This is a genomic window from Achromobacter deleyi (assembly GCF_016127315.1).
Taxonomy (GTDB): Bacteria; Pseudomonadota; Gammaproteobacteria; order Burkholderiales; family Burkholderiaceae_B; genus Achromobacter; species Achromobacter insuavis_A.
The window spans coordinates 5,179,030-5,201,494 of record NZ_CP065997.1; the positions used below are offsets into that span (position 1 = coordinate 5,179,030).

Annotated in this window: 20 protein-coding genes; 9 read left to right on the top strand and 11 right to left on the bottom strand. The window is 70.7% G+C overall.

All coding sequences use genetic code 11. From position 1 onward, the window contains the following. Positions 1–8: 8 nt before the first annotated feature. Positions 9–224 (bottom strand): hypothetical protein, encoded by a 216-nt coding sequence (locus I6I07_RS23310; RefSeq protein ID WP_198483907.1) that lies wholly within the window; start codon positions 222–224, stop codon positions 9–11. Positions 225–310: 86 nt separating this feature from the next. Between I6I07_RS23310 and I6I07_RS23315 the strand changes: the two genes are divergently transcribed. Both I6I07_RS23315 and ilvA read left to right on the top strand, forming a co-directional pair. Next, positions 311–1,837: a winged helix-turn-helix domain-containing protein gene (locus I6I07_RS23315; RefSeq protein WP_198483908.1), complete on the top strand. Its 1,527-nt coding sequence runs from the start codon at positions 311–313 to the stop codon at positions 1,835–1,837. Between the two features lie 312 nt (positions 1,838–2,149). Next, positions 2,150–3,664 carry a threonine ammonia-lyase, biosynthetic gene (ilvA, locus tag I6I07_RS23320; RefSeq protein WP_232626140.1) on the top strand — a complete coding sequence of 505 codons (1,515 nt, stop codon included), beginning with the start codon at positions 2,150–2,152 and terminating at the stop codon, positions 3,662–3,664. Here the strand turns inward: ilvA and I6I07_RS23325 are convergent. From I6I07_RS23325 to I6I07_RS23340, 4 genes are read right to left on the bottom strand one after another with little or no spacing between them, the layout of a single operon-like run. Then, positions 3,661–4,518, bottom strand: a complete 858-nt coding sequence (locus tag I6I07_RS23325; RefSeq protein ID WP_198483910.1) for an ABC transporter ATP-binding protein — start codon at positions 4,516–4,518, stop codon at positions 3,661–3,663. The two genes, ilvA and I6I07_RS23325, sit on opposite strands and share 4 nt — an antisense overlap. A gap of 4 nt (positions 4,519–4,522) precedes the next feature. After that, the gene (gene azu, locus I6I07_RS23330) at positions 4,523–4,978 is read right to left on the bottom strand and encodes an azurin (RefSeq protein WP_006395115.1); all 456 of its coding nucleotides are present in this window, start codon (positions 4,976–4,978) and stop codon (positions 4,523–4,525) included. Between the two features lie 31 nt (positions 4,979–5,009). Further along, positions 5,010–6,086, bottom strand: a complete 1,077-nt coding sequence (locus I6I07_RS23335; RefSeq protein WP_198483911.1) for a FecCD family ABC transporter permease — start codon at positions 6,084–6,086, stop codon at positions 5,010–5,012. 19 nt (positions 6,087–6,105) lie between these two features. Beyond that, on the bottom strand, positions 6,106–7,227 hold the full coding sequence (locus I6I07_RS23340) for an ABC transporter substrate-binding protein (protein WP_198483912.1): 1,122 nt from the start codon (positions 7,225–7,227) through the stop codon (positions 6,106–6,108). A 215-nt stretch (positions 7,228–7,442) separates the two neighbouring features. On the opposite strand from I6I07_RS23340, the gene I6I07_RS23345 reads away from it, so the two are divergent. Both I6I07_RS23345 and I6I07_RS23350 read left to right on the top strand, forming a co-directional pair. After that, positions 7,443–8,126: a response regulator transcription factor gene (locus I6I07_RS23345; RefSeq protein ID WP_198483913.1), complete on the top strand. Its 684-nt coding sequence runs from the start codon at positions 7,443–7,445 to the stop codon at positions 8,124–8,126. Further along, on the top strand, positions 8,119–9,438 hold the full coding sequence (locus I6I07_RS23350) for a sensor histidine kinase (RefSeq protein WP_198483914.1): 1,320 nt from the start codon (positions 8,119–8,121) through the stop codon (positions 9,436–9,438). Before I6I07_RS23345 ends, I6I07_RS23350 begins: the two co-directional genes overlap by 8 nt. Here I6I07_RS23350 and I6I07_RS23355 read toward each other — a convergent pair. From I6I07_RS23355 to kdgD, 3 genes are all read right to left on the bottom strand, one after another. Next, on the bottom strand, positions 9,416–11,749 hold the full coding sequence (locus I6I07_RS23355; RefSeq protein WP_198483915.1) for a TonB-dependent receptor: 2,334 nt from the start codon (positions 11,747–11,749) through the stop codon (positions 9,416–9,418). The genes I6I07_RS23350 and I6I07_RS23355 overlap by 23 nt on opposite strands. Positions 11,750–11,930: 181 nt before the next feature. Continuing rightward, positions 11,931–13,511: an aldehyde dehydrogenase (NADP(+)) gene (locus I6I07_RS23360; RefSeq protein ID WP_198483916.1), complete on the bottom strand. Its 1,581-nt coding sequence runs from the start codon at positions 13,509–13,511 to the stop codon at positions 11,931–11,933. Between the two features lie 62 nt (positions 13,512–13,573). Beyond that, a complete protein-coding gene (gene kdgD / locus I6I07_RS23365; RefSeq protein ID WP_061071187.1) occupies positions 13,574–14,488 on the bottom strand; it encodes a 5-dehydro-4-deoxyglucarate dehydratase in 915 nt (304 codons plus the stop codon). 246 nt (positions 14,489–14,734) lie between these two features. On the opposite strand from kdgD, the gene garD reads away from it, so the two are divergent. After that, on the top strand, positions 14,735–16,309 hold the full coding sequence (gene garD, locus I6I07_RS23370; protein ID WP_198483917.1) for a galactarate dehydratase: 1,575 nt from the start codon (positions 14,735–14,737) through the stop codon (positions 16,307–16,309). A 127-nt stretch (positions 16,310–16,436) separates the two neighbouring features. After that, the gene (locus I6I07_RS23375) at positions 16,437–17,414 is read left to right on the top strand and encodes a Bug family tripartite tricarboxylate transporter substrate binding protein (protein WP_198483918.1); all 978 of its coding nucleotides are present in this window, start codon (positions 16,437–16,439) and stop codon (positions 17,412–17,414) included. A gap of 89 nt (positions 17,415–17,503) precedes the next feature. Here I6I07_RS23375 and I6I07_RS23380 read toward each other — a convergent pair whose 3' ends face one another. After that, positions 17,504–18,226, bottom strand: a complete 723-nt coding sequence (locus tag I6I07_RS23380; RefSeq protein ID WP_232625703.1) for a ProQ/FinO family protein — start codon at positions 18,224–18,226, stop codon at positions 17,504–17,506. 109 nt (positions 18,227–18,335) lie between these two features. Here I6I07_RS23380 and I6I07_RS23385 point away from each other — a divergent pair, with 109 nt between their 5' ends. The 3 genes from I6I07_RS23385 (at position 18,336) to copD (ending at position 20,224) form a co-directional block, all read left to right on the top strand. Beyond that, positions 18,336–18,791: a hypothetical protein gene (locus I6I07_RS23385; RefSeq protein ID WP_198483919.1), complete on the top strand. Its 456-nt coding sequence runs from the start codon at positions 18,336–18,338 to the stop codon at positions 18,789–18,791. 187 nt (positions 18,792–18,978) lie between these two features. Beyond that, the gene (copC, locus tag I6I07_RS23390) at positions 18,979–19,335 is read left to right on the top strand and encodes a copper homeostasis periplasmic binding protein CopC (RefSeq protein WP_006395099.1); all 357 of its coding nucleotides are present in this window, start codon (positions 18,979–18,981) and stop codon (positions 19,333–19,335) included. 1 nt (position 19,336) lies between these two features. Beyond that, positions 19,337–20,224: a copper homeostasis membrane protein CopD gene (gene copD, locus I6I07_RS23395; protein WP_198483920.1), complete on the top strand. Its 888-nt coding sequence runs from the start codon at positions 19,337–19,339 to the stop codon at positions 20,222–20,224. Between the two features lie 17 nt (positions 20,225–20,241). Here the strand turns inward: copD and I6I07_RS23400 are convergent, their stop codons facing one another. Next, positions 20,242–21,702, bottom strand: coding sequence for a hypothetical protein (locus tag I6I07_RS23400; RefSeq protein WP_198483921.1), 1,461 nt, complete (start codon positions 21,700–21,702; stop codon positions 20,242–20,244). Next, positions 21,696–22,409, bottom strand: a complete 714-nt coding sequence (locus I6I07_RS23405; protein ID WP_198483922.1) for a glutamine amidotransferase — start codon at positions 22,407–22,409, stop codon at positions 21,696–21,698. Before I6I07_RS23405 ends, I6I07_RS23400 begins: the two co-directional genes overlap by 7 nt. Positions 22,410–22,465: the final 56 nt, after the last annotated feature.

The following is a 22,465-nucleotide window of genomic DNA, read 5'->3' on the forward strand; positions in this document are numbered from 1 at the left end:
CCCGTCCTTTATTGCTGGTCCAATTGCCCGACCGCCTGGAAGGTGCGAGTGCCACGAACCAAACATTGTAATACCGTGACCCGCGCGGCGGGCGCGGAAATGGGCGCCAATCGTCCGCGGCGCGTGCGGCGGACGTCGAAAAAACGGAATTTTCCCCCAGGAATGGCGCCAAATTGACGCAATCTGCTGGCTTCGACCTGCAAGTATTGGCTAATATTCAGCATCTTCCCGCGCCGCCTGGCGGGGCGGGGCAGAGCGGGGCGCCGGATGACGATGGGCGTTGTAGCGCCCCGGCGCGGAGAAGAAATCAATGCGGTTTGGCAATTTGTTGTTCGATCCGAAGTTCCGCTACGCCAGCCGTTCCGATGGCAAGACAATCCAATTCACCCCGGTCGAGACCGCCGCGCTGGCGCTGTTGACCGAGCACGTGGGCCAGATCCTGCCGCGCCAGCGCCTGTTGGACGCGACCCAGCGCGGCGAGGCCGAGGCGCTCGAGCGCAGCGTCGACCTGCTCATCAACCGCCTGCGCGGCAAGCTCGGCGATTCGGCCCGCGCGCCGCGCTTCATCGCCACCAGCTACGGCGAAGGCTACAGCTGGATCGCCGCGCCCGAGGCGGGGCCGGGCGGCGACGTCTATGTCGCCATCGGCCCGGCGGCCGGACCCGAGGCGTTGCGCGCCGAGCCGCGGGTGCGGGCCTTCCTGACCGACCTGGCCGGCGCTCTGCGGGCGCGGCTGCCGAGCGAGCGCGGCGTCAGCCTGTTGTCGCTGGCCGCGGCGAACGAGGCCAACGCGCCGTTCCGCGTCGACGTCGGGCTGCGCCAGGACGAGGCGGGCGTGCATTGCGCGGTGGTGCTGCGCGAGGCCGCCAGCGGCGCCGCGCTGCGCGCCGAGCGCTGGACCATCGCGCCCACGGACGAGGCCGAGGTCGGCCACACCGCCACCTCCGCGTTCGCCGCCTCGATCAAGAGCGAGATCTGGCGCAGCCTGGCGCGCGCCCGCGGCGATGTGGCCGGGCCCACCGACGAGCCGATCGAGCTGCGCCTGCATCGCGCCGCCGTGCTGCTGGCGCGCACGCCGCAAAGCTGGCTGGAGTCGGAGGCCGAGCTGGAAAAGCTGCGCGCCGAGCAGCCGGACGATCCGCAGACCGCGCTGATGTGGGCCTCGCATCTCTACGCCAAGCTGGTGCTGGACCTGGCCAGCGATCCGGCCGAGCTGGAGCCGCGGATCGAGGCGCTGGTGTTCCAGGCCCTGCCGCACGTGCGGGGCAATCCGATGCTGGCGCTGGCCGCGGCCAAGCTGCTGTGCTTCGTCAGCCATGGGCATCTGGAACTGGCCGAGGCCCTAGCCGAAGAGGCCTTCGCCCACAGCACCGCGTTCGCGTCGGCCTTCGCGGTGCTGGGACAGCTGCGGCTGAACCGCGGCCGCCTGCGGGAGGCCATCGATTACTTCGACCAGGGCATCGAACTGGCCGAGGCCGGCTCCGAATTCCAGGTGTTCCTGATGGTGCTCAAGTGCACCACGCTGCTGGCGCTGGACGACCGCCAGGCCTGCCTGGCGGCCTGCGAGACGCTGTATCGGACCAAGCCGCTGACGCGGGCGCAGATGGGGCTGTTCCTGTCCTCGCCCGACGAGGTGCTGCCCGACGACCTGCGCCAGATCCTGCTGGGGCTGGACGCGGACCTGCTGCGCCGGCTGCTGGCGCACTTCGAATACCTGTTCGTGCGGCGGGTGCCGGACGCGGCCGGCAGGAAGAACATGTTCCGCGGCGTGCTGGCGCAGCTGGCGCGGCACCGGCCGCTCGACGGCCTGCCGCCGCAGGTGAGCGCCTACCTGTAGCCGTCCGCCGTGACTCGGCGGGGCGGTTCGACTTGATAGTCCGATTTGACAAACGGCCGCGCATGCGGGAAGCTACGGCCCATGACTTCCCGCGCCGTTCGCATTTCGCTGATTATTACCATCATTCCTGGAATGGTGGGTTAGCGCGCGACCGCAGTCAGTCAAACAAACCCGCCCCACGAGGCGGGTTTTTTGTTGCCGCCTCTGCCGGGCCCAGCCCCCACGCCGCAGAGAGTTTCCATGCAACAACCGCAAGCCGCCACCGCCAAGACGTCCGAGACCGACACCTTCATCCCGGGCCACGCCACGCCCATGGAATACCTGCGCCAGATCCTGACGGCGCGGGTCTACGACATCGCCCGCGAGACCGAACTGGACCCGGCCCAGGGCCTGTCGCGCCGGCTCGGCAACCGCGTGCACCTGAAGCGCGAGGACAACCAGCCGGTGTTCTCCTTCAAGGTGCGCGGCGCCTACAACAAGATGCGCAACACGCCGCAGGCGGCGCTCGAGCGGGGCGTCATCACCGCTTCCGCCGGCAACCACGCCCAGGGCGTGGCGATCTCGGCGGCGCGGCTCGGCGTGCGCGCCACCATCGTGGTGCCGCAGACCGCGCCGCAGGTCAAGGTGGACGCGGTGCGCGCCTTTGGCGGCCCGACGGTGCAGGTGGTGCTGGCGGGCGATTCCTACAGCGATGCCTATGCCTACGCGCAGACGCTGGCCCGCGACCAGGACCTGGCCTTCATCCCGGCCTTCGACGACCCTTACGTGATCGCCGGCCAGGGCACGGTGGGCATGGAGATCCTGCGCCAGCACCCGGGGCGGCTGGACGCAGTGTTCGTGCCGATCGGCGGCGGCAGCCTGGCGGCGGGCGTGTCGGTGTACATGAAGGCGGTGGATCCGTCGGTCAAGGTGATCGGGGTGCAGACGGTCGATTCCTGCGCCATGGCGCAGTCGATCCAGGTGGGCGAGCGGGTCAGCCTGGCCGAGGTCGGCCTGTTCTCGGACGGCACGGCGGTCAAGCTGGTGGGCGAGGAAACCTTCCGCCTGTGCCGCCAGTACCTGGACGAGGTCATCCTGGTGGATACCGACGCGGTCTGCGCGGCGATCAAGGATGTGTTCCTGGATACGCGCAGCGTGCTGGAGCCGGCGGGCGCGCTGGCGCTGGCCGGGCTCAAGCAGTATGTCGAGCGCGAGGGCGTGAGCGGCCAGTCGCTGGTGGCGATCACGTCGGGCGCCAACATGAATTTCGACCGCATGCGCTTCGTGGCGGACCGCGCCGAGGTGGGCGAGGCGCGCGAGGCGGTGTTCGCCGTGACGCTGCCCGAGGAACGCGGCAGCTTCCGCCGCTTCTGCGCCGTGATGGGCGCGCGCAGCGTGACCGAGTTCAACTACCGCATCGCCGACGCGAACACCGCCCGCATCTTCGTCAGCGTGCAGATCGCGCGCCGCGGCGAAGGCGCGGACATCATGCGCGGCCTGGAGCAGGAGGGCTTCGCGGTCAGCGACCTGAGCCACAACGAGGTCTCCAAGCAGCACATCCGCTACATGGTGGGCGGGCGCTCGCCGCTGGCGGGCGGCGAACGGCTGTTCCGTTTCGAATTCCCGGAGCGCCCGGGCGCGTTGACGAAGTTCCTGTCGGCGATGGCGCCAAACTGGAACATCAGCCTGTTCCACTACCGCAACCAGGGCGCGGACTTCAGCTCGGTGCTGGTGGGCATCCAGGCGCCGCTGGCGGACGACGCGGCGCTGGACCGCTTCCTGGCGCAGCTGGGCTACGCGCATTGGGAAGAGACGGCGAACGAGGCCTACCGCCAGTTCCTGATCTAGGCGGTGGCGGGGCGCCGGTCGCCGGGCTGCGCCGTGGCGGGCGCGACCGGCGTGAGCGTGCCGTTCGTCAGCCCATTCTGGGCCAACCCATCCACATGCACCTGCGGCTGGCCTTGCGGACAGCGTTCGACCCGCGCCAGCACGCCGTAGGCGCGGCGCAGCGTGTCGGGCGTGACCACCTGCTGCGGCGGGCCTTCGGCCAGCAAGGCGCCGCCATGCAGCAGCAGGGCGTGGTCGGCGTGGCGCAACGCGATGTTCAGGTCGTGCAGCACCACCAGCGTGATGAGGCGATGGCGCGCGGTCTGGCGGCGCAGCACGTCCATCACGTGGAACTGATAGTTCAGGTCCAGCGCCGACAGCGGCTCGTCCAGCAGCAGCAGGCGCGGCCGCCGCACCAGCGCCTGCGCCAGCGAGGCCAGTTGCTTCTGGCCGCCGGACAATTCGTCCAGGTAGCGGCTGGCAAGGTGGTTGATGCCGAGTTCGGCCAGCACCTGCATCGCCTCGCGCATCAAGGCGTCGCCACCCTGGCGCGCCCGGCCCGAGCGGGCCGCCACCAGCACCGATTCCAGCACGGTCATGTGCACGCCCTTGGGCAGGGCCTGGGGCATGTACATGGCATGCTCGGCGCGGCGGGCGGGCGAGAGGCCGGCGAAGTCCGCGCCGTCCAGCCGCAGGTCGCCGCCGAGCATGGGATTGAGCCCCGCCAGGGTCTTGAGCAGCGTCGATTTGCCGCTGCCGTTCGGCCCCAGCAGGGCCGTCAGCGTGCCTTCGGGCAGCGGCGCCGCCCGCAGGTCGCGCAGCACCGGACGGCTGCCGTAGCCGGCGGTCAGCGAGCGGATCTCCAGCGAGGCCATGGCGTCAGGGCTGCAGCGCCAGCGTGCCACGCATGTGCTGGGCGTGGGCGGGGAACGAGCAATAGAAGGTGTACGACTGGCCCGCGGCCAGGCGGCTGACCGGGAACGTGACGGTGGCGGTTTCGCCGCCGCCGAGCATCGGCGTCTTGGCCAGGATGCGAGCGTCGCCAGGCGCCAGGAAGTCGTGCGCCGCACCGGCCTTGATGCCGTCGACCATCACCGCGTCGATGTCCTCGGTCTTGGTCAGCACCCAGTTGTGGCCGGCCTTTTCCTTGCTGTTCTTGCCGGTGTGGATGAGGCGCACCGTGAAGTCCTTGCAGGTCGCGGGCACCACGATGTGGGCGGGCGCGAACTTCTTGCCAGGCTGGCCTTCGACGTCGATGCTGCAGGCGGGATCGGCAGCGTGAGCGGCGCCGGTGGCCAGCAGGGCAACGAGGGCGAGCGGGTAACGGTATTGCATGGGGAGGCGTCTCCGGGGTCGGGGGAAGGGGTCAGCTGCGCTTGAGGGCGCGGATGACGATGGTGAGAAAGAAGGGAATGCCGACCAGCGAGGTCACGATGCCGACCGGGATCAGGGCCCCCGGCAGCACGGTCTTGGAAGCGACCGAGGCCAGCGACAGGATCAGGGCGCCGGCCAGCGCGCTGCCGGGCAGGTAGTAGCGATGGTCCTCGCCCAGCAGCAGGCGGGCGATGTGCGGCGCCACCAGGCCGACGAAGCCGATGGTGCCGACGAACGACACCGCCAGCGCCGCCAGCGCGCTGACCCGCAGCAGGCTGACCAGGCGCAGGCGTTTGACGTCGATGCCGAAACTGGCGGCGCGTTCCTCGCCCAGGCGCACGGCGGTGAGTTTCCAGGCGTCGCGCAGCGAGAACGGCAGCGCCAGCGCCAGCGCTGCGGCCATCACGCCCACGGTGGTCCAGGTGGCGCGCGCCAGGCTGCCCATGGTCCAGAACACGATGCCTTGCAGCGCTTCCTCGCTGGCGATGAACTGCAGCAGCATGACCAGCGCCTGGAACGAATACACCAGCGCGATGCCGAACAGCACTACGCCCAGCGTCGAACCGCCGCGCCAGCGCGCCACGCGCTCCAGGATCAGGACCGACACCAGGGTGCTGGCGAAAGCCGACAGCGACACCACCATGCCGGGCGGCAGCGCCGGCACGTGCCAGTCCAGCGTGATGGCCAGGGAGGCGCCGAACGCGGCCGCGGCCGACACGCCCAGCGTATAGGGGCTGGCCAGCGGGTTGTCCAGCATGGTCTGCATCTCGGCGCCGCCCAGGCCCAGGGCCACGCCCACCAGCAGCGCCATCAGGGCGTAGGGCAGGCGGAACTGCCAGACGATGACGCGGGTGCCGGCATCGGCCAGGTCGGGATGCAGCAGCGTGCGCAGCAGGTCGGTCGGCGCCAGGCCGGCCGGCCCGCTGGCGATGTCGGCCAGCAGGCTGACGGCGATGGCCAGCGCCAGCACCAGGGTCAGCGCCAGCCGCCGCCGGCGGGTGCGGTGGTAGCGGGCGACGGGATCGTCCGGGGCGCCGTCGGCAACGAGGGCGGTGGCGGAAGTCTGCATGATGCGTGCCTGCCTGCCGTCAACGGGCAGTGGGCGCGGTCCAATAGGTGCCGGCGCCGTCCACGTCGAGGAAGTCGCGGTACAGCGTGGCCATCGTGGCGTCCGGGTCCAGCGCGGCGGCGCGTTCGGGGTACAGCCACTTGGCCATGGCTTCGATCGCCGCGACGTTGTAGGGCGAGTTGTAGAACGCGTGCCAGATGCCGAAGGCGCGGCCGCGCTTGACCGCGTCCAGGTCGCGGATGCCGTCGCGTTGCAGCAGGGTCGAGAGGCTGGCGGCGGACACGTCGGCGGCGGCGCCGGGGCCGACCAGCAGGCCGGGGCGGCCGGGGTCGGAACGGCTGCCGGTGGCGATGTAGACCTGCGGCTGGGCCTTCAGCAGGAATTCCATGCTGACGTCGCCGATCGCGCCCGGCAGCACCGGGGCGGCCACGTTGACGCCGCCGGCGGCTTCCAGCAGCTCGCCGAAGCTGCCGTTGCCGGTGGTGTGGCAGCAGGCGGGCCAGACGCCGGCCAGCATTTCCACGAACACGCGCGGACGCTCGGCCTGCGGCACGGGTTGCACCAGTTCGCGGACCTTGGCCAGGTGCGATTCATAGAACGCGATGTAGCGCTCGGCCTGTTCCGGGCGGTCGAGCGCCTGGCCCAGGATGCGCAGGCTGGGCACGGTGTTCTGCACCGGATGCTGGCGGAAGTCGATGAACACGACCGGGATGCCGGCCTGCTGCAGCGAGGCGATCATCGGGTTGTTGCGGCCGGGACCATGTCCGCTGAGGCTGAAGATGGCGACGTCCGGCTTGAGCGAGACGATCTTCTCCGGGCTGACGCTGGCTTCCGAGGTGGTGCCGATCAGCGGCACCTCGGCCGCCTTGGGAAAGCGCTTGATCAGCTGCTGCCAGGAATAGGGGTCCTGCTGCTTGAGCTCGCCCTGCCAGCCGACCACGCGCGCCACCGGGTCGGCGCGGTCCAGCAACGCCATGGCGAAGACGAAGCGGCCTTCGCCCAGCAGCACCCGCTGCGGATGATCGGGCACGGTGACGACGCGGCCGGCCAGGTCGGTCACCTGACGGGCCTGGGCGCCGGGCAGGGCGCAGAGCAGGGCGGTGGCGGCCAGCGCCGCGCGGAACATGTTTTTCAAACGCATGGGGAGATCCCGATCCAGTGGCCACGACACGCCCCGCGGGCTTGCGGGTAACGCGAACCATTCCTATCGGCAGGCAGTCTCCGCCATCGCGGTTCAAGAATTCGTTAAGACGCGCGCCGCTCTGTGGCGGCACAGCCGCGAAATCGGGCCAATCCGCGCCCGGATACCGGTCGCGCTTACAATCTGAGATTGATTTCCATTCCCCGCACCGCCCCATGCGCGTTCTTGTCATCGAAGACGACCCCGATATCCTCGCGAACATCACGCATCACCTGACGCGCCGCGGCTACATCGTCGATTGCGCCGAGGACGGCTTGCGTGGCTACGCCATGGCGGCCGAGGGCGGTTTCGACCTGATCGTGCTCGACCTGATGCTGCCGCGGCTGGACGGCTACGACCTGTGCCGCCGGCTGCGCACCGAGGCCGGCTGCGATACGCCGGTCATCATGGTGACGGCGCGCGACACGCTGGACAACCGGCTGACGGGATTCGACGCCGGCGCCGATGATTACCTGGTCAAGCCCTTCGCCCTGGCCGAGCTGGCGGCGCGCGCCAAGGCGCTGCTGCACCGCGCCAGCGGGGCCGGCGCGTCGCGGGTGCTGCGGGTGGGCGACCTGACGCTGGACACCGGCACCCTGGCGCTGGAGCGGGCCGGACAGCCGCTGCGGCTGCCGCCGTCGCCGCTGCAATTGCTGATGCTGCTGATGCGCGCCAGCCCCGCGGTGGTGCACCGCGGCCGGCTGGAAGAGGCGTTGTGGCGCGATTCGCCGCCGGACAGCGACAGCCTGCGCACCCATATCCACCAGATCCGTCACGTGGTGGACAAGCCGTTCGCCACGCCGCTGCTGCATACCGTGCACGGCATCGGCTACCAGTTGCGGGCCGTCGACGATGCGTAGCGCGCGGCGCGGGCTGGCGCGCTATCTGGTGCGCACCTACCTGCTGCTGGCGCTGCTGGTCGGCGGCGTGCTGACCTGGGTCTCGATCTGGAGCGTGAACACGCTCGAAGTCCATCTGCAGCGCATCGACATGGGCATGGCGGTCGAGCGCGTGCGCAGCGACTTCCTGGCAGGCATCGATCCGGGCCGGCCGCACCGGTTCTTCCATGGCGAGCCGGGCAGCGCGGCGTTTCCGCAAGGGCTGCGCGGCCTGGCGCCGGGGTTCCACAAGATCGAGCGCGAGGGCCGCGTCTGGCACGTGATGGTCGACGACAAGGACGGCCAGCGCTACATGCTGCTGCGCGACTACACCGAGTACGAACGCAACCAGTCCACCTCGCACTGGACCGTGGTCAGCGGCCTGGCCGGCGGCCTGGTGCTGGCGTTCGTGCTGGGCACCCTGGCGACGCGGCGCATGTTGCGGCCGCTGGCGCGGCTGGCGGCGCAGGTCACGGCGCGCGGCGCGCAGCCGCCCCAGACCCGCCTGGCCGCGGACTATCCGCCGGACGAGATCGGCCGGCTGGCGGACGCCTTCGACGCCACCTACAACCAGCTCGAACAGGCCCTGCGACGCGAGCAACTGTTCACCGCCGACGTCGGCCATGAGCTGCGCACGCCGCTGATGGTGATCTCCAGCTCCTGCGAGCTGCTGCTGGAGGAACCCGGCCTGGACGCCGACGGCAGCGCCCGCGTGCGGCGCATCGCGGCCGCGGTGACCGACATGGGTGAACGGCTCGATACCTACCTGATGCTGGCGCGCGGCCGTGATGCCGGCGACCAGTTCGCGCGCGAAAGCGCCGGCGGCGCGGCGCGTGAACAATTGGCGGCCTGGAGCGCGATGGCGCAGCGGCGCGGCATGTCGCTGGTGCTCGATGCGCCGGCGCAGGCGAGCGCGGCGGACCCGGACGACGCTCCGGCTGGCGCCGCGCAGGCCGACCCGCCGCGTTTTCCCGCGCCCTTGCTGCGCGCGCTGCTGTCCAACCTGATCCGCAACTCGCTGCAATACGCCGGTCCGGGCGCGCGGGTCACGATCAGCGCCGGCCCCCACTACCTGCAGGTGGCCGACGACGGCCCCGGCATCCCGCTGGAACGGCAGGAAGCCGTCTTCAGCCCGTTCGTGCGCGGCACGCAGGCCGATGCCGGCAACCTGGGGCTGGGCCTGTCCCTGGTGCAGCGCATCTGCGAGCACCAGGGCTGGCGCGTGTCGCTGCGCTCCGCGCCAGGGCAGGGCAGCGTGTTCCGGGTGGACCTCAGAACGACAGCTCGGCCGTGAAGGTCACGGTGCGCCCGGCGCCCGGCACGCCATACAGCTGGAAGCCGTCGAGCGAGGCGCCGACGCGGCTGTAGTAGAACTTGTTGAACAGGTTCTCCACGTTCATGCCCAGCGTCAGCGACTTGTCGACGCGGTAGCGCGCGGCCACCGAGTGCAGCCAGTAGGACGGCGCCTTTTCATCGTCGCGCACCCAGATCGGATGGTTGCCGTACGGCCCGGAGACGGTGGAGCTGTTGTTGTTCTTGCCGCCCACGTACTTGTTGTCGGTGTAGCGCCGCTTGCCCACGTACTGTGCGCCATAGCTCAGCGACAGCTTGTCCGTGGCCGCGTAGGTGGTCCACAGGTTGAACGTCAGGTCCGGCACGTTCTTGGCTTCCTCGCCGCTGTTGGCGCCCTTGGTGATGCGGCTCTTCATGGCGCTGACGCCGGCGAACGCCGACCAGCGCGGGGTGATGTTGCCGGCCAGCCCCAGCTCGATGCCGTCGACCCGCTTGGCCGGCAGCGCGCGCACCACGTCGGTGGCGTCGTCGCCGTATTCCCAGGAGTCGGACAGCTCGGTGCGGAACACCGCGCCGGTCAAGGACAGGTCGCCCTGGGCCAGGTCCCATTTGCCGCCCAGCTCGTAGGTCTTGGACACCGCGGGCTTGTAGCTGTCGCCGCCGGTGGCGCCGTAGATGTTGTTGTTGGTTGACGCGCCCAGCGCGGACGGCTGCGCGGCCTGGCTGTAGGAGGCATAGATGCTGGCTTCGGGCGCCGGCTTGTAGGTCACGCCGACGCGGCCGCTCCAGGCGCCGTCCTCGACCCGGTTGGTGCTGTGCTTGGCGGCCGAACCGCTGACCTGGGTGACGCGGAACCGGTCATAGCGCAACGCGCCCTGCAGCAGCCATTGCGGCGTCAGCGTCAGGGTGTCGCCCACGTAAAGGCCCGTGTTGAAGACCTCGGCGCGGTTGCCGTCGGCGCCCTTGACGGTGTCGACGCCGCCCATGTCGACGCCGCCATTGGTGCGCAGGTCGAAGGTCGGATTGGTCGAGGGCGCCTTGATGGTGCGCTCGTGGTCGCCGTAGGTTTCCTTGTAGAACTCCACGCCGGTCACCAATTGGTGCTTGATGGCGCCGGTCTGGAAGTCCAGGCTCAGGTTGGTCTGGTTGGCCAGGATGGTGTAGCGCTTGGAGGTGCCGAAATCGTTGCCGCGCAGCTGACCGTAGGGGCTGGGGTTGTCCAGCGGCACGTAGCCGCTGTACGACGGGATGCCATCGGCGCTGTTGACCAGCGGCCCGGCGCCAACATAGCCGTAGGAGGTGCGCGAGGTGCTGTTCAGGCGCGCCGGCGACAGCACGCCGATGCGGTCGGTCTGCTCCCAGCGGCTGATGTTGGTCAGGTGCACGCGGTCGTTGAAATCGTGCTCCGCCTTCAGCGTGGCCTGGTCGGTGCGGGTCTGCTCGGTGTACAGCGACGGGTCGCCGTACCAGGCGTTGCGCGACACGTTCGGCATGCGCTTGCCGCCGGTGCCGCGCTGGATCGGCACGCCGCCGTCGGGAATGTTGTTGTCTTCCTGGTGCAGGTAGTCCAGGGTGATGCGGGTGGGCGTGCCCAGCCCCATCGCCAGCGAGGCGGCCATGCCGGAGCGGTCGAACTCGGTCACGTCGCGCTCGGCCACGCCGTTGTGGTGGCGCATCAGGTTGATGCGCAGCGCCGAGCTGTCGGTCAGTTCCTGGTTCAGGTCGGCCGTGATGCGGCGGTAGTGGTCGGTGCCCAGGCCGCCCGAGGCCTTGTAGAACGACCCCAGCCGGGCTTCCTTGCTGACCAGGTTGACGCTGCCGCCGACCGCCGAGACGCCGGACTCGATCGAGCCGGTGCCCTTGAAGACTTCGGCCCGTTCCAGGTTGAAGATGTCGGTGCGGCTGGACATGCCGGCGTCGCGGATGCCGTCGACGGTGATGCTCTGTTCCGCCGAGAAGCCGCGGATGGTGAACATGTCGCCCCAGCCCAGGTTGCCCTCGCCGGAGCTGAAGGTGATGCCGGGGACATTGCGCAGTACATCCTGCAGGCTCTGGGCATGCTGCTCTTCCAGCACCTCGTGGGGCACCACCGTGATGCTCTGCGGGGTGTTCAGCAGCGGCTGGACGAACTTGCCGGACTGCACCTGGTCGGCCTTGTAGGGCACGGGACTGTCGGCCTGCACCGTCACCGGCGCCAGCACCGTGGTGTTGTCGGCGGCCGGCTGTGCCTGCGCGCTGGCGGCGGCGCCAAGCGCCACGCCCAGGGTCTTGAGCGCCACCGCGCCGGGATGAGAGGGTTTGTACTGCGCCATGATCGGGTTCCAGAAAGAGTGCCAATGAGAATCGTTGCGATTCTAGGAAGGCGCGTCTCAAGATCTCGTTAAGGCATGGCGGCAGCCGGCCCCCCCGTGGATGGACGCGGGGTCGGTAAATCGGACCGAGGCAGGGGTGAACGAACGGCGGCGCCAGCGCCGCCGTCCGGTGGGCGTGCCGTCAGGCCAACAGCACGCCGTCGGTCATGCGCGGCAGGCCGAGCGGATTGGCGCGCTTGAGGCCGTCGGGCAGCAGCGCGTCGGGCAGGTCCTGGTAGCAGACCGGGCGCAGGAAGCGGCGGATGGCGGTAGCGCCGACCGAGGTCGAGGCGGGGTTCGAGGTGGCCGGGAACGGACCGCCGTGCACCATCGCATGGCTGACCTCGACGCCGGTCGGGTAGCCGTTGGCCAGGATCCGGCCGGCCTTGCGTTCGAGCACCGGCAGCAGGGCGCGCGCGGCGTCGGCGTCGGCCTCGTCCACGAACAGCGTCGCGGTCAGCTGGCCTTCCAGGTGCTCGGCCACCGCGCGCATCTGCGCGGCGTCGCGGCACGCCACCACCAGCGAGGCGGGGCCGAACACTTCGGCCTCCAGCTCGGACGAGGTCAGGAAGCGGGTGGCGTCGGTGCCGAAGACGGCGGGGCCGGCCGCATTGGCGGCGGGCCGCGACGCTTCGCCGCGTCCCAGCGTGGCGACGCTGGCGTGGCCGGCCAGCGCCTGTTCGCCTTGGGTGTAGGCAGAAAAGATACCCGGCGTCAGCATGGTGGCGGCGCCTTTGGCCTGCACCGCCTGGCCGGCGGCCTGGCGGAAGCGATCCAGCGCCGGGCCTTCGATGCCGATCACCAGGCCGGGATTGGTGCAGAACTGGCCCACGCCCATGACCAGCGATTCGACGAAGCCCTTGGCGATGGTCTCGGCGCGCGCCTCCAGGGCCGCGGGCAGCAGGAATACCGGGTTGATGCTGGACATCTCGGCGTACACCGGGATCGGCACCGGCCGCGCATTGGCGGCCGCCACCAGGGCCAGGCCGCCGCGGCGCGAACCGGTGAAACCGACCGCGGTGATGGCGGGGTGCGTCGCCAGCGCGGTGCCGATGTCGTTGCCGGCGCCGAACAACAGCGAGAACACGCCTTCCGGCAGGCCGTGCTTGGCGACGGCCTGCTGGATCACGCGGCCCACCATTTCGGAGGTGCCGGGATGGGCGTTGTGCGCCTTGACGATCACCGGGCAGCCGGCGGCCAGCGCCGACGCGGTATCGCCGCCCGCCACCGAGAACGCCAGCGGGAAGTTGCTGGCGCCGAACACCGCCACCGGACCCAGCGGCACGTTGGCCAGGCGCAGGTCGGCGCGCGGCAGCGGCTGGCGGTCCGGTTGGGCGGGGTCGACGGTGGCGTCCAGGAAGTAGCCATCGCGCACCACCCGCGCGAACAGGCGCAACTGGCCGACCGTGCGGCCGCGCTCGCCCTGCAGGCGGGCCAGCGGCAGGCCGGTCTCCAGATGCGTGCGCTCGATCAGCGCATCGCCCAGCGCCAGGATGCCTTCGGCGATGCTTTCGAGGAATTGCGCGCGGGTCTCGAGCGGCGCGGCGCGGTAGGGGTCGAACGCGGCCGCGGCCAGTTCGGCGGCGCGCGCCACGTCCTCGGCGGTGCCGGCGCAGAAGCCGGGTTGCAGCGGCTCGCCGCGGGCCGGGTCGATGGCGTGCAGCGGCGCGCCAGCGCCCTTCACGGCCTGGGCGCCGATCAACATGTTGCCGGTCAAAGTCATGCAGTCTCTCCGAATGAAAACGCCCCCGGACCGGGGGCGAACAGGTAGGGCGCGAAGCGGGCTTATTGCGGACCCAGCTTGCGGATCAGGGCGTCGAGCATCTCCATTTCCTCGGGATGCAGATCGGTCAACGGGGCGCGCACCGGGCCGGCGTCGTGGCCGACCAGCTTGGCGCCGGCCTTGACGATGCTGACGGCGTAGCCGGCGCAGCGGTTGCGGATCTCCAGGTAGGGCAGGAAGAACTCGTCAAGCAGGCGGTTGGTGGTGTCGTGGTCCTGGGCGGCGATGGCGCGGTAGAACTGCATCGCCGTCTTGGGCACGAAGTTGAAGACGGCCGACGAGTACACCGGCACGCCCAGGGCGCGGTAGGCCGCGGCGTAGACCTCGGCGGTGGGCAGGCCGCCCAGGTACGAGAAGCGGTCGCCCAGCTTGCGGCGGATGCGCACCATGGCCTCGATGTCGCCGACGCCGTCCTTGAAGCCGACCAGGTTGGGGCAGCGTTCGGCCAGCTGGGCCAGCTTGTCGGCCGACAGGCGCGACTGGGCGCGGTTGTAGACGATGACGCCGATCTTGACGGACTTGCAGACCTGTTCGACATGGTCGGCGATGCCTTGCTGCGAGGCTTCGGTCAGGTAGTGCGGCAGCAGCAGCACGCCCTTGGCGCCCAGGCGCTCGGCTTCCTGCGCGTAGGCGATGGCCACGCGGGTCGGGCCGCCGGCGCCAGCCAGGATCGGCACCTTGCCGGCGCAGGTGGTGACGGCCGTGCGGATGACGTCCGAATACTCATCGGGAGCCAGCGAGAAGAACTCGCCCGTGCCGCCGGCGGCGAACAGGGCGGTGGCGCCGTATGGGGCCAGCCATTCCAGGCGCTGGGCATAGGTCTTGGCGTTGAAGTTGCCTTGCGCGTCGAAATCGGTCACGGGGAAGGAGAGCAGTCCTTCCGAGACGATGGCCTTGAGCTCCTGCGGCGTGGTCATGGGCGGGTTTCCGTAAGTGGCGGGTCACCGCAGGCAGGCGAGCCTGTCGTGCGGATCCGGTTGAATAGGTACGTCATCGTACAACATGATTTTGGTCCATTCAACCAATCTCCTAGCGCGCAGCGGGCAGGCATTGGGGAAATCCGCAATGCGGACCAAGCCCGTCCAAACGCATAATCGCTCAGGTTGTACGATAACGTATCGCGCGCCGCCTAACGCGTCGCCACTTTCGCAGAGGATTCCACCATGCTGCCCGCGGCTGGCCCAGCGCCCGTGCTGATCAAGATTCATCCCGACGACAACGTCGCCATCGTGGCCAATGACGGCGGCCTGGCGGCCGGCGCCGCGCTGCCCGACGGCCAGACGCTGGTCGAGGCCGTGCCGCAGGGCCACAAGGTGGCGCTGCGCGACCTGGCGGCGGGCGAGCCGGTGCGCCGCTACAACGTCATCGTGGGCTACGCCGCGCGCGATCTGCCGCGCGGCAGCTGGGTCAATGAACGCGTCACCACCATGCCCGACGCCCGCACGCTGCAGGACCTGCCGGTCGGCACGCGCAAGCGCGCGCCGCTGCCGCCGCTGGAGGGCTACACGTTCGAGGGCTACCGCAATGCCGACGGCACGGTCGGCACGCGCAACATCCTGGCGATCAGCACCACGGTGCAATGCGTGCAGGGCGTGGTCGAACACGCGGTCGAACGCATCCGCCGCGAGCTGCTGCCGCGCTATCCCAACGTCGACGGCGTGGTGGGCATCGAGCACACCTATGGTTGCGGCGTCGCCATCAACGCGCCGGGCGCGGCGATCCCGGTGCGCACCCTGCACAACATCGCCCGCAATCCCAATTTCGGCGGCACCACGATGGTGGTGAGCCTGGGGTGCGAGAAACTGCAGCCCGAGCGCCTGCTGGCGCCCGGCGCGATCCCGATCCGCGCTGGCGAGGGCATGGCGGCGGACGGCGGCGTCGATACCATCGTGCTGCAGGACGACGAACACGTGGGCTTCGAGTCCATGATCGCCAACATCATGCGCACCGCCGAGCGCCATCTGCGGATCCTGGACCAGCGCCGCCGCGAAACCTGTCCGGTGTCCGAGCTGGTGGTGGGCGTGCAGTGCGGCGGCAGCGACGCGTTCTCGGGCGTGACGGCCAATCCGGCGGTCGGCTTCGCGGCCGACCTGGTGGTGCGCGCCGGCGGCACCGTGATGTTCTCGGAAAACACCGAGGTGCGCGACGGTATCGACCAGTTGACCGCGCGCGCCGCCACGCCGGAAGTGGCGCAGGCGCTGGTGCGCGAAATGGCCTGGTACGACGAATACCTGCAACGCGGCAGCGCCGACCGCAGCGCCAACACCAGCCCGGGCAACAAGAAGGGCGGCCTGTCCAACATCGTCGAGAAGGCGATGGGGTCGATCATCAAGTCCGGCACGTCCAACATCGACGGCGTGCTGTCGCCGGGCGAGCGGCTGACGCGCAAGGGCCTGATCTTCGCGGCCACGCCGGCCAGCGATTTCATCTGTGGCACGTTGCAGCTGGCGGCGGGCATGAACCTGCACATCTTCACGACCGGCCGCGGCACGCCTTATGGGCTGGCGCAGGTGCCGGTGATCAAGGTCGCCACGCGCAGCGACCTGGCGCGGCGCTGGCACGACCTGATGGATGTGGACGCCGGCCGCATCGCCACCGGCCAGGCCAGCATCGAGGACGTGGGCTGGGAGCTGTTCCGCCTGATGCTGGACGTGGCCAGCGGCCGGCGCCAGACCTGTGCCGAGACGCTCAAGCTGCACAACGCCCTGGCGCTGTTCAACCCGGGTCCGGTGACCTGACGCCTTTCCGGCGGGTCCGCCAGTGGCGGATCCGGCGCAAGCGGCACCCCGGCGCGCGGCGGCGGGGCTCGACCGGGCCTGCCGCGGCCGGCCCGGACACACGACCTACAACGACAACGGAGACAACATGGATTCAAACAGAAGGCACCTGCTGGCGGGCGCGGCCGCGCTGGGACTGGCGCGCCTGACGCCGGCCTGGGCCCAGGCGGACGCATGGCCGACGCGGCCGGTGCGCATCGTGGTGCCGTACCCGCCCGGCGGTTCGTCGGACATCATCGCGCGCGTGATCGCGCCGCGCCTGGCCGAGGCGCTCAAGCAGACGGTGGTGGTCGAGAACAAGCCCGGCGCCAACGGCAACCTGGGCGCCGGCATCGTGGTGCAGTCGGCGCAGGAGGGCCATACGGTGCTGCTGTGCGACGTCGGCGCGCTGGCGATCAGCCCGTCGGTCTACACCAAGCTCAGCTTCGATCCGTCCAGGGACCTGCGCGCGGTCGGCATGCTGGCCTATTCGCCGCACGTGCTGGCGGTGCATCCGGATGTGCCGGCCAAAACCGTGCCGGAACTGGTGGCGCTGTCGAAGAAGCAGCGCCTGAATTTCGCCGTCACCGCCATCGGCAGCGCGCCGCACCTGGCGGCCGTGGCGGTGCAGCAGGCCACCGGCGCGCAATGGGAGTACGTGCCCTACAAGGGCGGTTCGCAGGCGGTGACCGACACCATCGGCGGCCAGACCCAGGTCATCATGAACGGCCTGTTGGCGACGCTGCCGCACATCAAGGGCGGCAAGCTGCGCGCGATCGCGATCTCGAAGAAGGAACGCATGCAGCTGGTGGCCGACATCCCCACGATTTCGGAGCAGGGCGTGGCGGGCTTCGAGTCCGGCACCTGGCAGGGCGTGATGGCGCCCGTCACCACCACCGACAAGACCGCCAGCCTGCTGGCCACGCTGATGGGCCAGATCGTCAACCAGCCCGATGTGAAATCGCAGCTGAACGAGCAGGGCGCCGAGATCGTGGTGCGCGATCCGGCGCAACTGGCGCAGTTCTTCAACAGCGAGCGGGCGCGCTGGGCCAAGGTGGTGCAGAGCGCCGATATCCGGCTGGACTGATCCAGGCGGCCGGCACGACCGGCGCCCCAAAAGACCGCGGACCGTGAAGCGCCTGGCGCCGCACGGTCCGCGGTCTTTAGAGGCGGCGATCAGTCGCTGGTCTGCGTATCCGACGGCGCCTGGGTCGGCGTGTCCACCGAGGTATCGACAGACGTTTGCACCGAGGTATCGACCGACGCGTCCACGGACGTGTCGGCGGCGGCGGGCGCGGCGGCCTCGGCCTGCGCCGGCTGCTTGGCGCCTTCCGCGGCCGGCTTGCCCTTGTTCGCATTGCCCTTGCCGCCACGGCCACCGCCCGCCTTGGCGTGGCGGCGCGAGGCCATGCGCTTGGCGTGCTGCGCCTCGTTGGCGGTGACGGCGCCGGCGGGTTCGCCGTTCAGGTCCACGCGCGCGGCGGCCTCGACCATGCAGTCCCAATAGCGACGGCCATCACACCAGGTCTTGACGGCCTGCTTGATCTCGTCGGCGCTGAGCTGCAGGGGCTTGGCGTGTTGCACCAGGTCCTCGAGCACGCCCAGCTTGAGCGGCACCTTGGGCGCCGGCTTCTTGGGAAAGGCCTTGGGGAATTGCCGTTGCAGCCGCGAAATGGCGATCAGCACCGGGTCGACCGCCGGCGCCTCGCGTCGCTCGCCGGCCGGCGAACGCGCAGGTTTCTTCCGGGCGGCGCCCGCATCGTCGGACCCACGCGCGGACGGCTTGCGCGACCCCGCTTCGTTGGCGGCCGGACGGGCGGGTTTCTTTTTGGAAGCCGCCTCTTCGGGAGCCTGCTTCAACAGCAGTTCTCGGATTGCGGCGAGCTGTTCTAGACCCATGGTGTGCTGCGACTTCAAATGTTGAAAGCGTGGAGCATAACAGTTGTGGCGGGTCAGATTGAAGTTGCGGGCGTCCGGCGGCCGTCGTAAGCTCGGGACCACCATGGGGATGCACACGCCGGTTACGTTTACAAGCCCGTCCACCGCCGCCCGTCGCGCGGTGGCGTGGCTGGCGGCGGCGTTGCTGGTTTTCCAGTCGCTGGTGGCCTCCACGGCGTTCGGCGCGCCGGCGCCGGCGGTGTCCGCCGCGGTGTCCGGCAAGGGTGCCAGCGTCATCCTCTGCACCGCCAGCGGTCCGCGCGTGGTGGTGCTGGAGGCGGATTCCCCGGCCGGCCCGTCGGCGGCCGGCCATGACGCCGGGGCCAAGGGCGGCCCGTTGCCGCACTGCTGCGCCTCGACCTGCGCCATGCTGGGCGCGGCTTGCCCGCCCGCGCCGGCCGGCGTGGCCTGGCGCCTGCCGGCCGCGCTGCCGGCGCTGCCCTTTGTGGCCGACGCCGCACCGCGTCTGCGCGGCGAACCGGCCTGGCTGCCCCAGCAATCCCGGGCCCCGCCACGCGCGGCCTGATACCGTCTTAGCGCCGCGCTGGCACGGCATTGCCGGCTCGCCCGTCGTTCACGCGCACCGGATACCGGCCGTGGCGCCCGCCGCGGCCCGCTCCGCGCTCCATTCCCTTCGTGACTGTTCCGCGCGCCTGCCGCGCGTCCGTTTTTCGCCATGCGGCCTTGCGCCGCCTGTTTTCCAGGAGTTCATCATGTTCAAACCCGTTCTGATCGCCGCCACGCTGATCCTGGCCCCGCAATGGGCCTGGGCCCATGCCCACCTGCAACGCGCCACGCCGGCCGACAAGGCCGAAGTGGCCACGCCGTCCTCGGTGAGCGCCAGCTTTTCCGAAGGGCTGGAGCCCGCGTTCTCTTCGCTGACCGTGCTGGACGCCGCCGGCAAGCCCGCCGTCACGGCCAAGGCGGCGCCGGCGCCCGGCGACGACAAGACGCTGGTGCTGCCCGTGGCCAAGCCCCTGCCGGCCGGCGCCTACACGGTCAAATGGCAGGCGCTGTCCAAGGACGGCCACAAGACCGACGGCGCGTGGACCTTCACGGTCAAGCCTTGAAATGACGTCGTTGTTGCTGGCGTTCGCGCTGTGCCGGGCGCTCGCCGCCGGCGCGGTGGCGGTGTTGTTCGGCGCTGGCGCGATGCTGGCCCTGGGCGGTTCGCCCCGCCTCGGGCTGGAGGCGGAAGCCGCGCTGCGGCGCGTTTTCCGCCTGGCGGGGAGCGTCGGGCTCGCCGCCACGCTGTGCCTGTTGCCGCTGCAGGCCGCCAGCATCGCCGGCGACTGGCACGCGATGCTCGATGGCGACATGCTCGATACGGTGATCCTGCAGACCCGTTACGGCCAGGTCTGGATCGTGCGGGCGCTGGCCACGGCGGCGCTGCTGGGCGTGGTGCTCGGCCTGCGGCCCGGCAGCCCCGGCCTGATCGCCGGGGTCGCCGCGCTGGCGCTGGCGCCGCTGGCCTTGAGCGGCCATGCGGCGATGGACGAGGGCTGGCTGGGGCTGGCGCACGCGGTGAATGACTTCCTGCACGTGCTGGCGGCGGCGTTCTGGCTGGGCTCGCTGCCGGTATTCCTGCTGTGGCTGGCGGCATGGCGGCGGCCGGAATGGCGCCGGGACGCCACGCGCGCGCTGCTGCGGTTTTCGGCCTGGGGGCATGTGGCCGTGGCCGTGCTGCTGTTGAGCGGGGTGGCCAACGCGGTCCTGATTCTCGGTCCGGGGCTGCCCGACCTGGCCACCGGCTATGCGCGGCTGCTGTTGGTCAAGGTGGCGCTGGCGCTGGCCATGACGGCCCTGGCGCTGCGCAATCGTTATCACTGGATCCCGCGCATCCGCTCAGGGCCCGTGCCGGCGCTGCGCGCGATCCGGCGCAACACGGTGTGGGAACTGGCGCTGGGCGCGTTGCTGCTGGCGGTGGTGGGCCTGCTGGGGCTGATGTCGCCGCACTAGCCGGGCGCGGCGGGCATTCAGCCCGCCAGCACCAGCAGCAGCGCCAGGCCCAGCAGGATGGCGAACGCGCCCAGCGCGAACGGCAGCAGTTGCGCGTAGACCGCGCGTTCCTGGCCGCGGCCGTGGCCTAGGCCGGCGGCGATCGACATGCGTATCGGCGAGAAAAACCCCATCGACGTGCCGGACACGTGCAGCAGCGCGGCCGCCGCCGGCAGGCTCAGGCCGGCGTGCAGCGCCAGCGACAGCTGCGACGGCATGAACAGGCTGTTGGGCGCGTTGCCGCTGTTGGCCAGGATGCCGAAGGCGCCGGCCAGGAGCGGCGTCAGCAGCAGCGTCCAGTCCTGCAGGCCGCGGAACAGCCCGTCGGCGAAGGCCTGCGAAATGCCGGCGCCCGCCAGCACCTCGGCCATCATCGCGAACAGGAACACGGACAGCACCGCGTGCTTGCCGGTGTTCCAGGCATGGCGCGCATTGCCGGCCAGCAGGCCGGGCTGGCGGCGCCACAGCGCCATCAGCAGCGCGCCTCCGATGAGCCAGCTGCCGGCGTGCAGGAACGGCGCCCAGGCGGGCAGGTCGGGGTATGGCGCGATCCTGGCCAGCCCCGCCAGGGCCGGGTTCAGCCCCGGCGCCAGGCGGGTCACGACCAGGCAGGCAATCAGCAGGATGTAGGGCAGGGCGCCGCGCGCCGCCGTGCGCAGCTCGGCGCGGCCGGGCCGGCGGTCGAGCACGAAGCGCAGCACGATCAGCGGGCCATACGCGGCCAGCAAGGCGGTCTCGGGGCCCAGCAGCGCCGTGGCCGCCGTCAGCAGCCCCAGGCAGGCCAGCATCCAGCCGGCTTCGCGGAGGCGTTCGCCTGCCGCCGCCGGCAGGCCGGCGCGGTTCGCGGTGCGCCAGAACAATGTCATCCAGACGATCATCAGCAGCGCCACCGGCACCATGCCGAGCAGCGCCAGCTGCGCCGCCGGCACGCGCGCATAGGCCGAAGCCAGCAACGTGCCGCTGCCCATGGCGCCCCAGGGGATCAGGGTCTGGCTCAACAGCGCGAACACCATCAGCTCGCGCGGCTTGAAGCCGAGCGGCCGAATCAGCAGCACCGTGCCCAGCATGCCGACGCCGAAGCCGGTGGCCGACTCCGCGAACGGCCCCACCAGGAAACAGGCGAAGAACAGCAGGCGGCGCCGCGCCTGCGGGTCGGCCGGCGCCTGGGCGGCGCCGTGGCCGGCATCGCCGCGCGCGGCCATCTGCCAGAACAGCAGGCCGCCCAGGATGTAGGGGGTGATGACGGCGCCGATCCACAAGCCGCGCGCCAGGGCATGGCCGAGCTGCCCCGCGCCGAAGACGCCGGGCGCCGTGAACAGGGCCACCGGCGCGGCCGCCAGCAGGCCCAGCACGGCGGCCAGGGTGGTGTTCAAGCGGCCGCTGGCGATGGCGGCGATGACGATCAGCGCCGGCAGCGACCACAGCAGATAGGTCAGCATGCCGCCGCGAAGCCGCGCAGGATCGATTGGGCGTGCGGGGTGGGGGCCAGCGCAGCGCGCAGGGCGGCGATGTCGTGCCCCTCCGCCGCGAACACGTCCTGGCGCCGCGCCAGGCAGGCGTCCATCAGGCCGGCGGTGAATTCGGGGTGGAACTGCACCGACAGCGCGCGCGGGCCGTAGCGCAGCACCTGGTGCGGATCGTGCGCCGTGCCCGCCAGCACCGTCGCGGTGGCGGGCGGTTGCAGCACGCTCTGCTCGTGCGTCAGGTGCGCCAGGAAGCGGTCGGGCAGGCCCGCCAGCAGTGGATCGGCGGCCGCGGCGGGCAGGCGCTGAACCGTATGCAGGCCGATTTCGCGGCCGCGCGGGTGATAGTCGACCACGCCGCCGAACGCGTGCGCCATCAACTGATGGCCGTAGCAGATGCCCAGCAGCGGCAATTGCGCCGCCATGGCGTCGCGCAGCCACTGCGCGGTGCGTTCGCTCCACGGCTCGCGGTCGGTGACCATGGACCAGGAGCCGGTCAGCACCGCGCCGCGCAGCGAGGCCGGGTCGGGCAGGGTGTCGGTGGCGGCGGGATGGAGCACGGCCAGCGGAACCTCGACGCCCTCCAGGGCGGCGGCGACCCAGTCGGCCTGCTCCCCGTGAGTGGCGCGCAGATCTTCGGGCGGGCGGCCCATTTGCAGGATGGCGAGCGGTTTGTGCGGCATGTCGGTGGCGGAATCGGCGCGGCCCGGACGGGGCCCCGCGCCATGATGAGGCCAGC

Bases quoted from the DNA above. Each gene is read 5' to 3' on its own strand.
- I6I07_RS23380 (WP_232625703.1), bottom strand. From the start codon at position 18,226: ATGGGTCTAGAACAGCTCGCCGCAATCCGAGAACTGCTGTTGAAGCAG.
- garD (WP_198483917.1), top strand. From the start codon at position 14,735: ATGCTGCCCGCGGCTGGCCCAGCGCCCGTGCTGATCAAGATTCATCCC.
- I6I07_RS23315 (WP_198483908.1), top strand. From the start codon at position 311: ATGCGGTTTGGCAATTTGTTGTTCGATCCGAAGTTCCGCTACGCCAGC.
- I6I07_RS23350 (WP_198483914.1), top strand. From the start codon at position 8,119: ATGCGTAGCGCGCGGCGCGGGCTGGCGCGCTATCTGGTGCGCACCTAC.
- I6I07_RS23405 (WP_198483922.1), bottom strand. From the start codon at position 22,409: ATGCCGCACAAACCGCTCGCCATCCTGCAAATGGGCCGCCCGCCCGAA.
- I6I07_RS23400 (WP_198483921.1), bottom strand. From the start codon at position 21,702: ATGCTGACCTATCTGCTGTGGTCGCTGCCGGCGCTGATCGTCATCGCC.
- I6I07_RS23360 (WP_198483916.1), bottom strand. From the start codon at position 13,511: ATGACTTTGACCGGCAACATGTTGATCGGCGCCCAGGCCGTGAAGGGC.
- kdgD (WP_061071187.1), bottom strand. From the start codon at position 14,488: ATGACCACGCCGCAGGAGCTCAAGGCCATCGTCTCGGAAGGACTGCTC.
- I6I07_RS23375 (WP_198483918.1), top strand. From the start codon at position 16,437: ATGGATTCAAACAGAAGGCACCTGCTGGCGGGCGCGGCCGCGCTGGGA.
- copD (WP_198483920.1), top strand. From the start codon at position 19,337: ATGACGTCGTTGTTGCTGGCGTTCGCGCTGTGCCGGGCGCTCGCCGCC.
- azu (WP_006395115.1), bottom strand. From the start codon at position 4,978: ATGCAATACCGTTACCCGCTCGCCCTCGTTGCCCTGCTGGCCACCGGC.
- I6I07_RS23340 (WP_198483912.1), bottom strand. From the start codon at position 7,227: ATGCGTTTGAAAAACATGTTCCGCGCGGCGCTGGCCGCCACCGCCCTG.
- I6I07_RS23335 (WP_198483911.1), bottom strand. From the start codon at position 6,086: ATGCAGACTTCCGCCACCGCCCTCGTTGCCGACGGCGCCCCGGACGAT.
- copC (WP_006395099.1), top strand. From the start codon at position 18,979: ATGTTCAAACCCGTTCTGATCGCCGCCACGCTGATCCTGGCCCCGCAA.
- I6I07_RS23310 (WP_198483907.1), bottom strand. From the start codon at position 224: ATGCTGAATATTAGCCAATACTTGCAGGTCGAAGCCAGCAGATTGCGT.
- I6I07_RS23385 (WP_198483919.1), top strand. From the start codon at position 18,336: ATGCACACGCCGGTTACGTTTACAAGCCCGTCCACCGCCGCCCGTCGC.
- I6I07_RS23325 (WP_198483910.1), bottom strand. From the start codon at position 4,518: ATGGCCTCGCTGGAGATCCGCTCGCTGACCGCCGGCTACGGCAGCCGT.
- I6I07_RS23355 (WP_198483915.1), bottom strand. From the start codon at position 11,749: ATGGCGCAGTACAAACCCTCTCATCCCGGCGCGGTGGCGCTCAAGACC.
- I6I07_RS23345 (WP_198483913.1), top strand. From the start codon at position 7,443: ATGCGCGTTCTTGTCATCGAAGACGACCCCGATATCCTCGCGAACATC.
- ilvA (WP_232626140.1), top strand. From the start codon at position 2,150: ATGGAATACCTGCGCCAGATCCTGACGGCGCGGGTCTACGACATCGCC.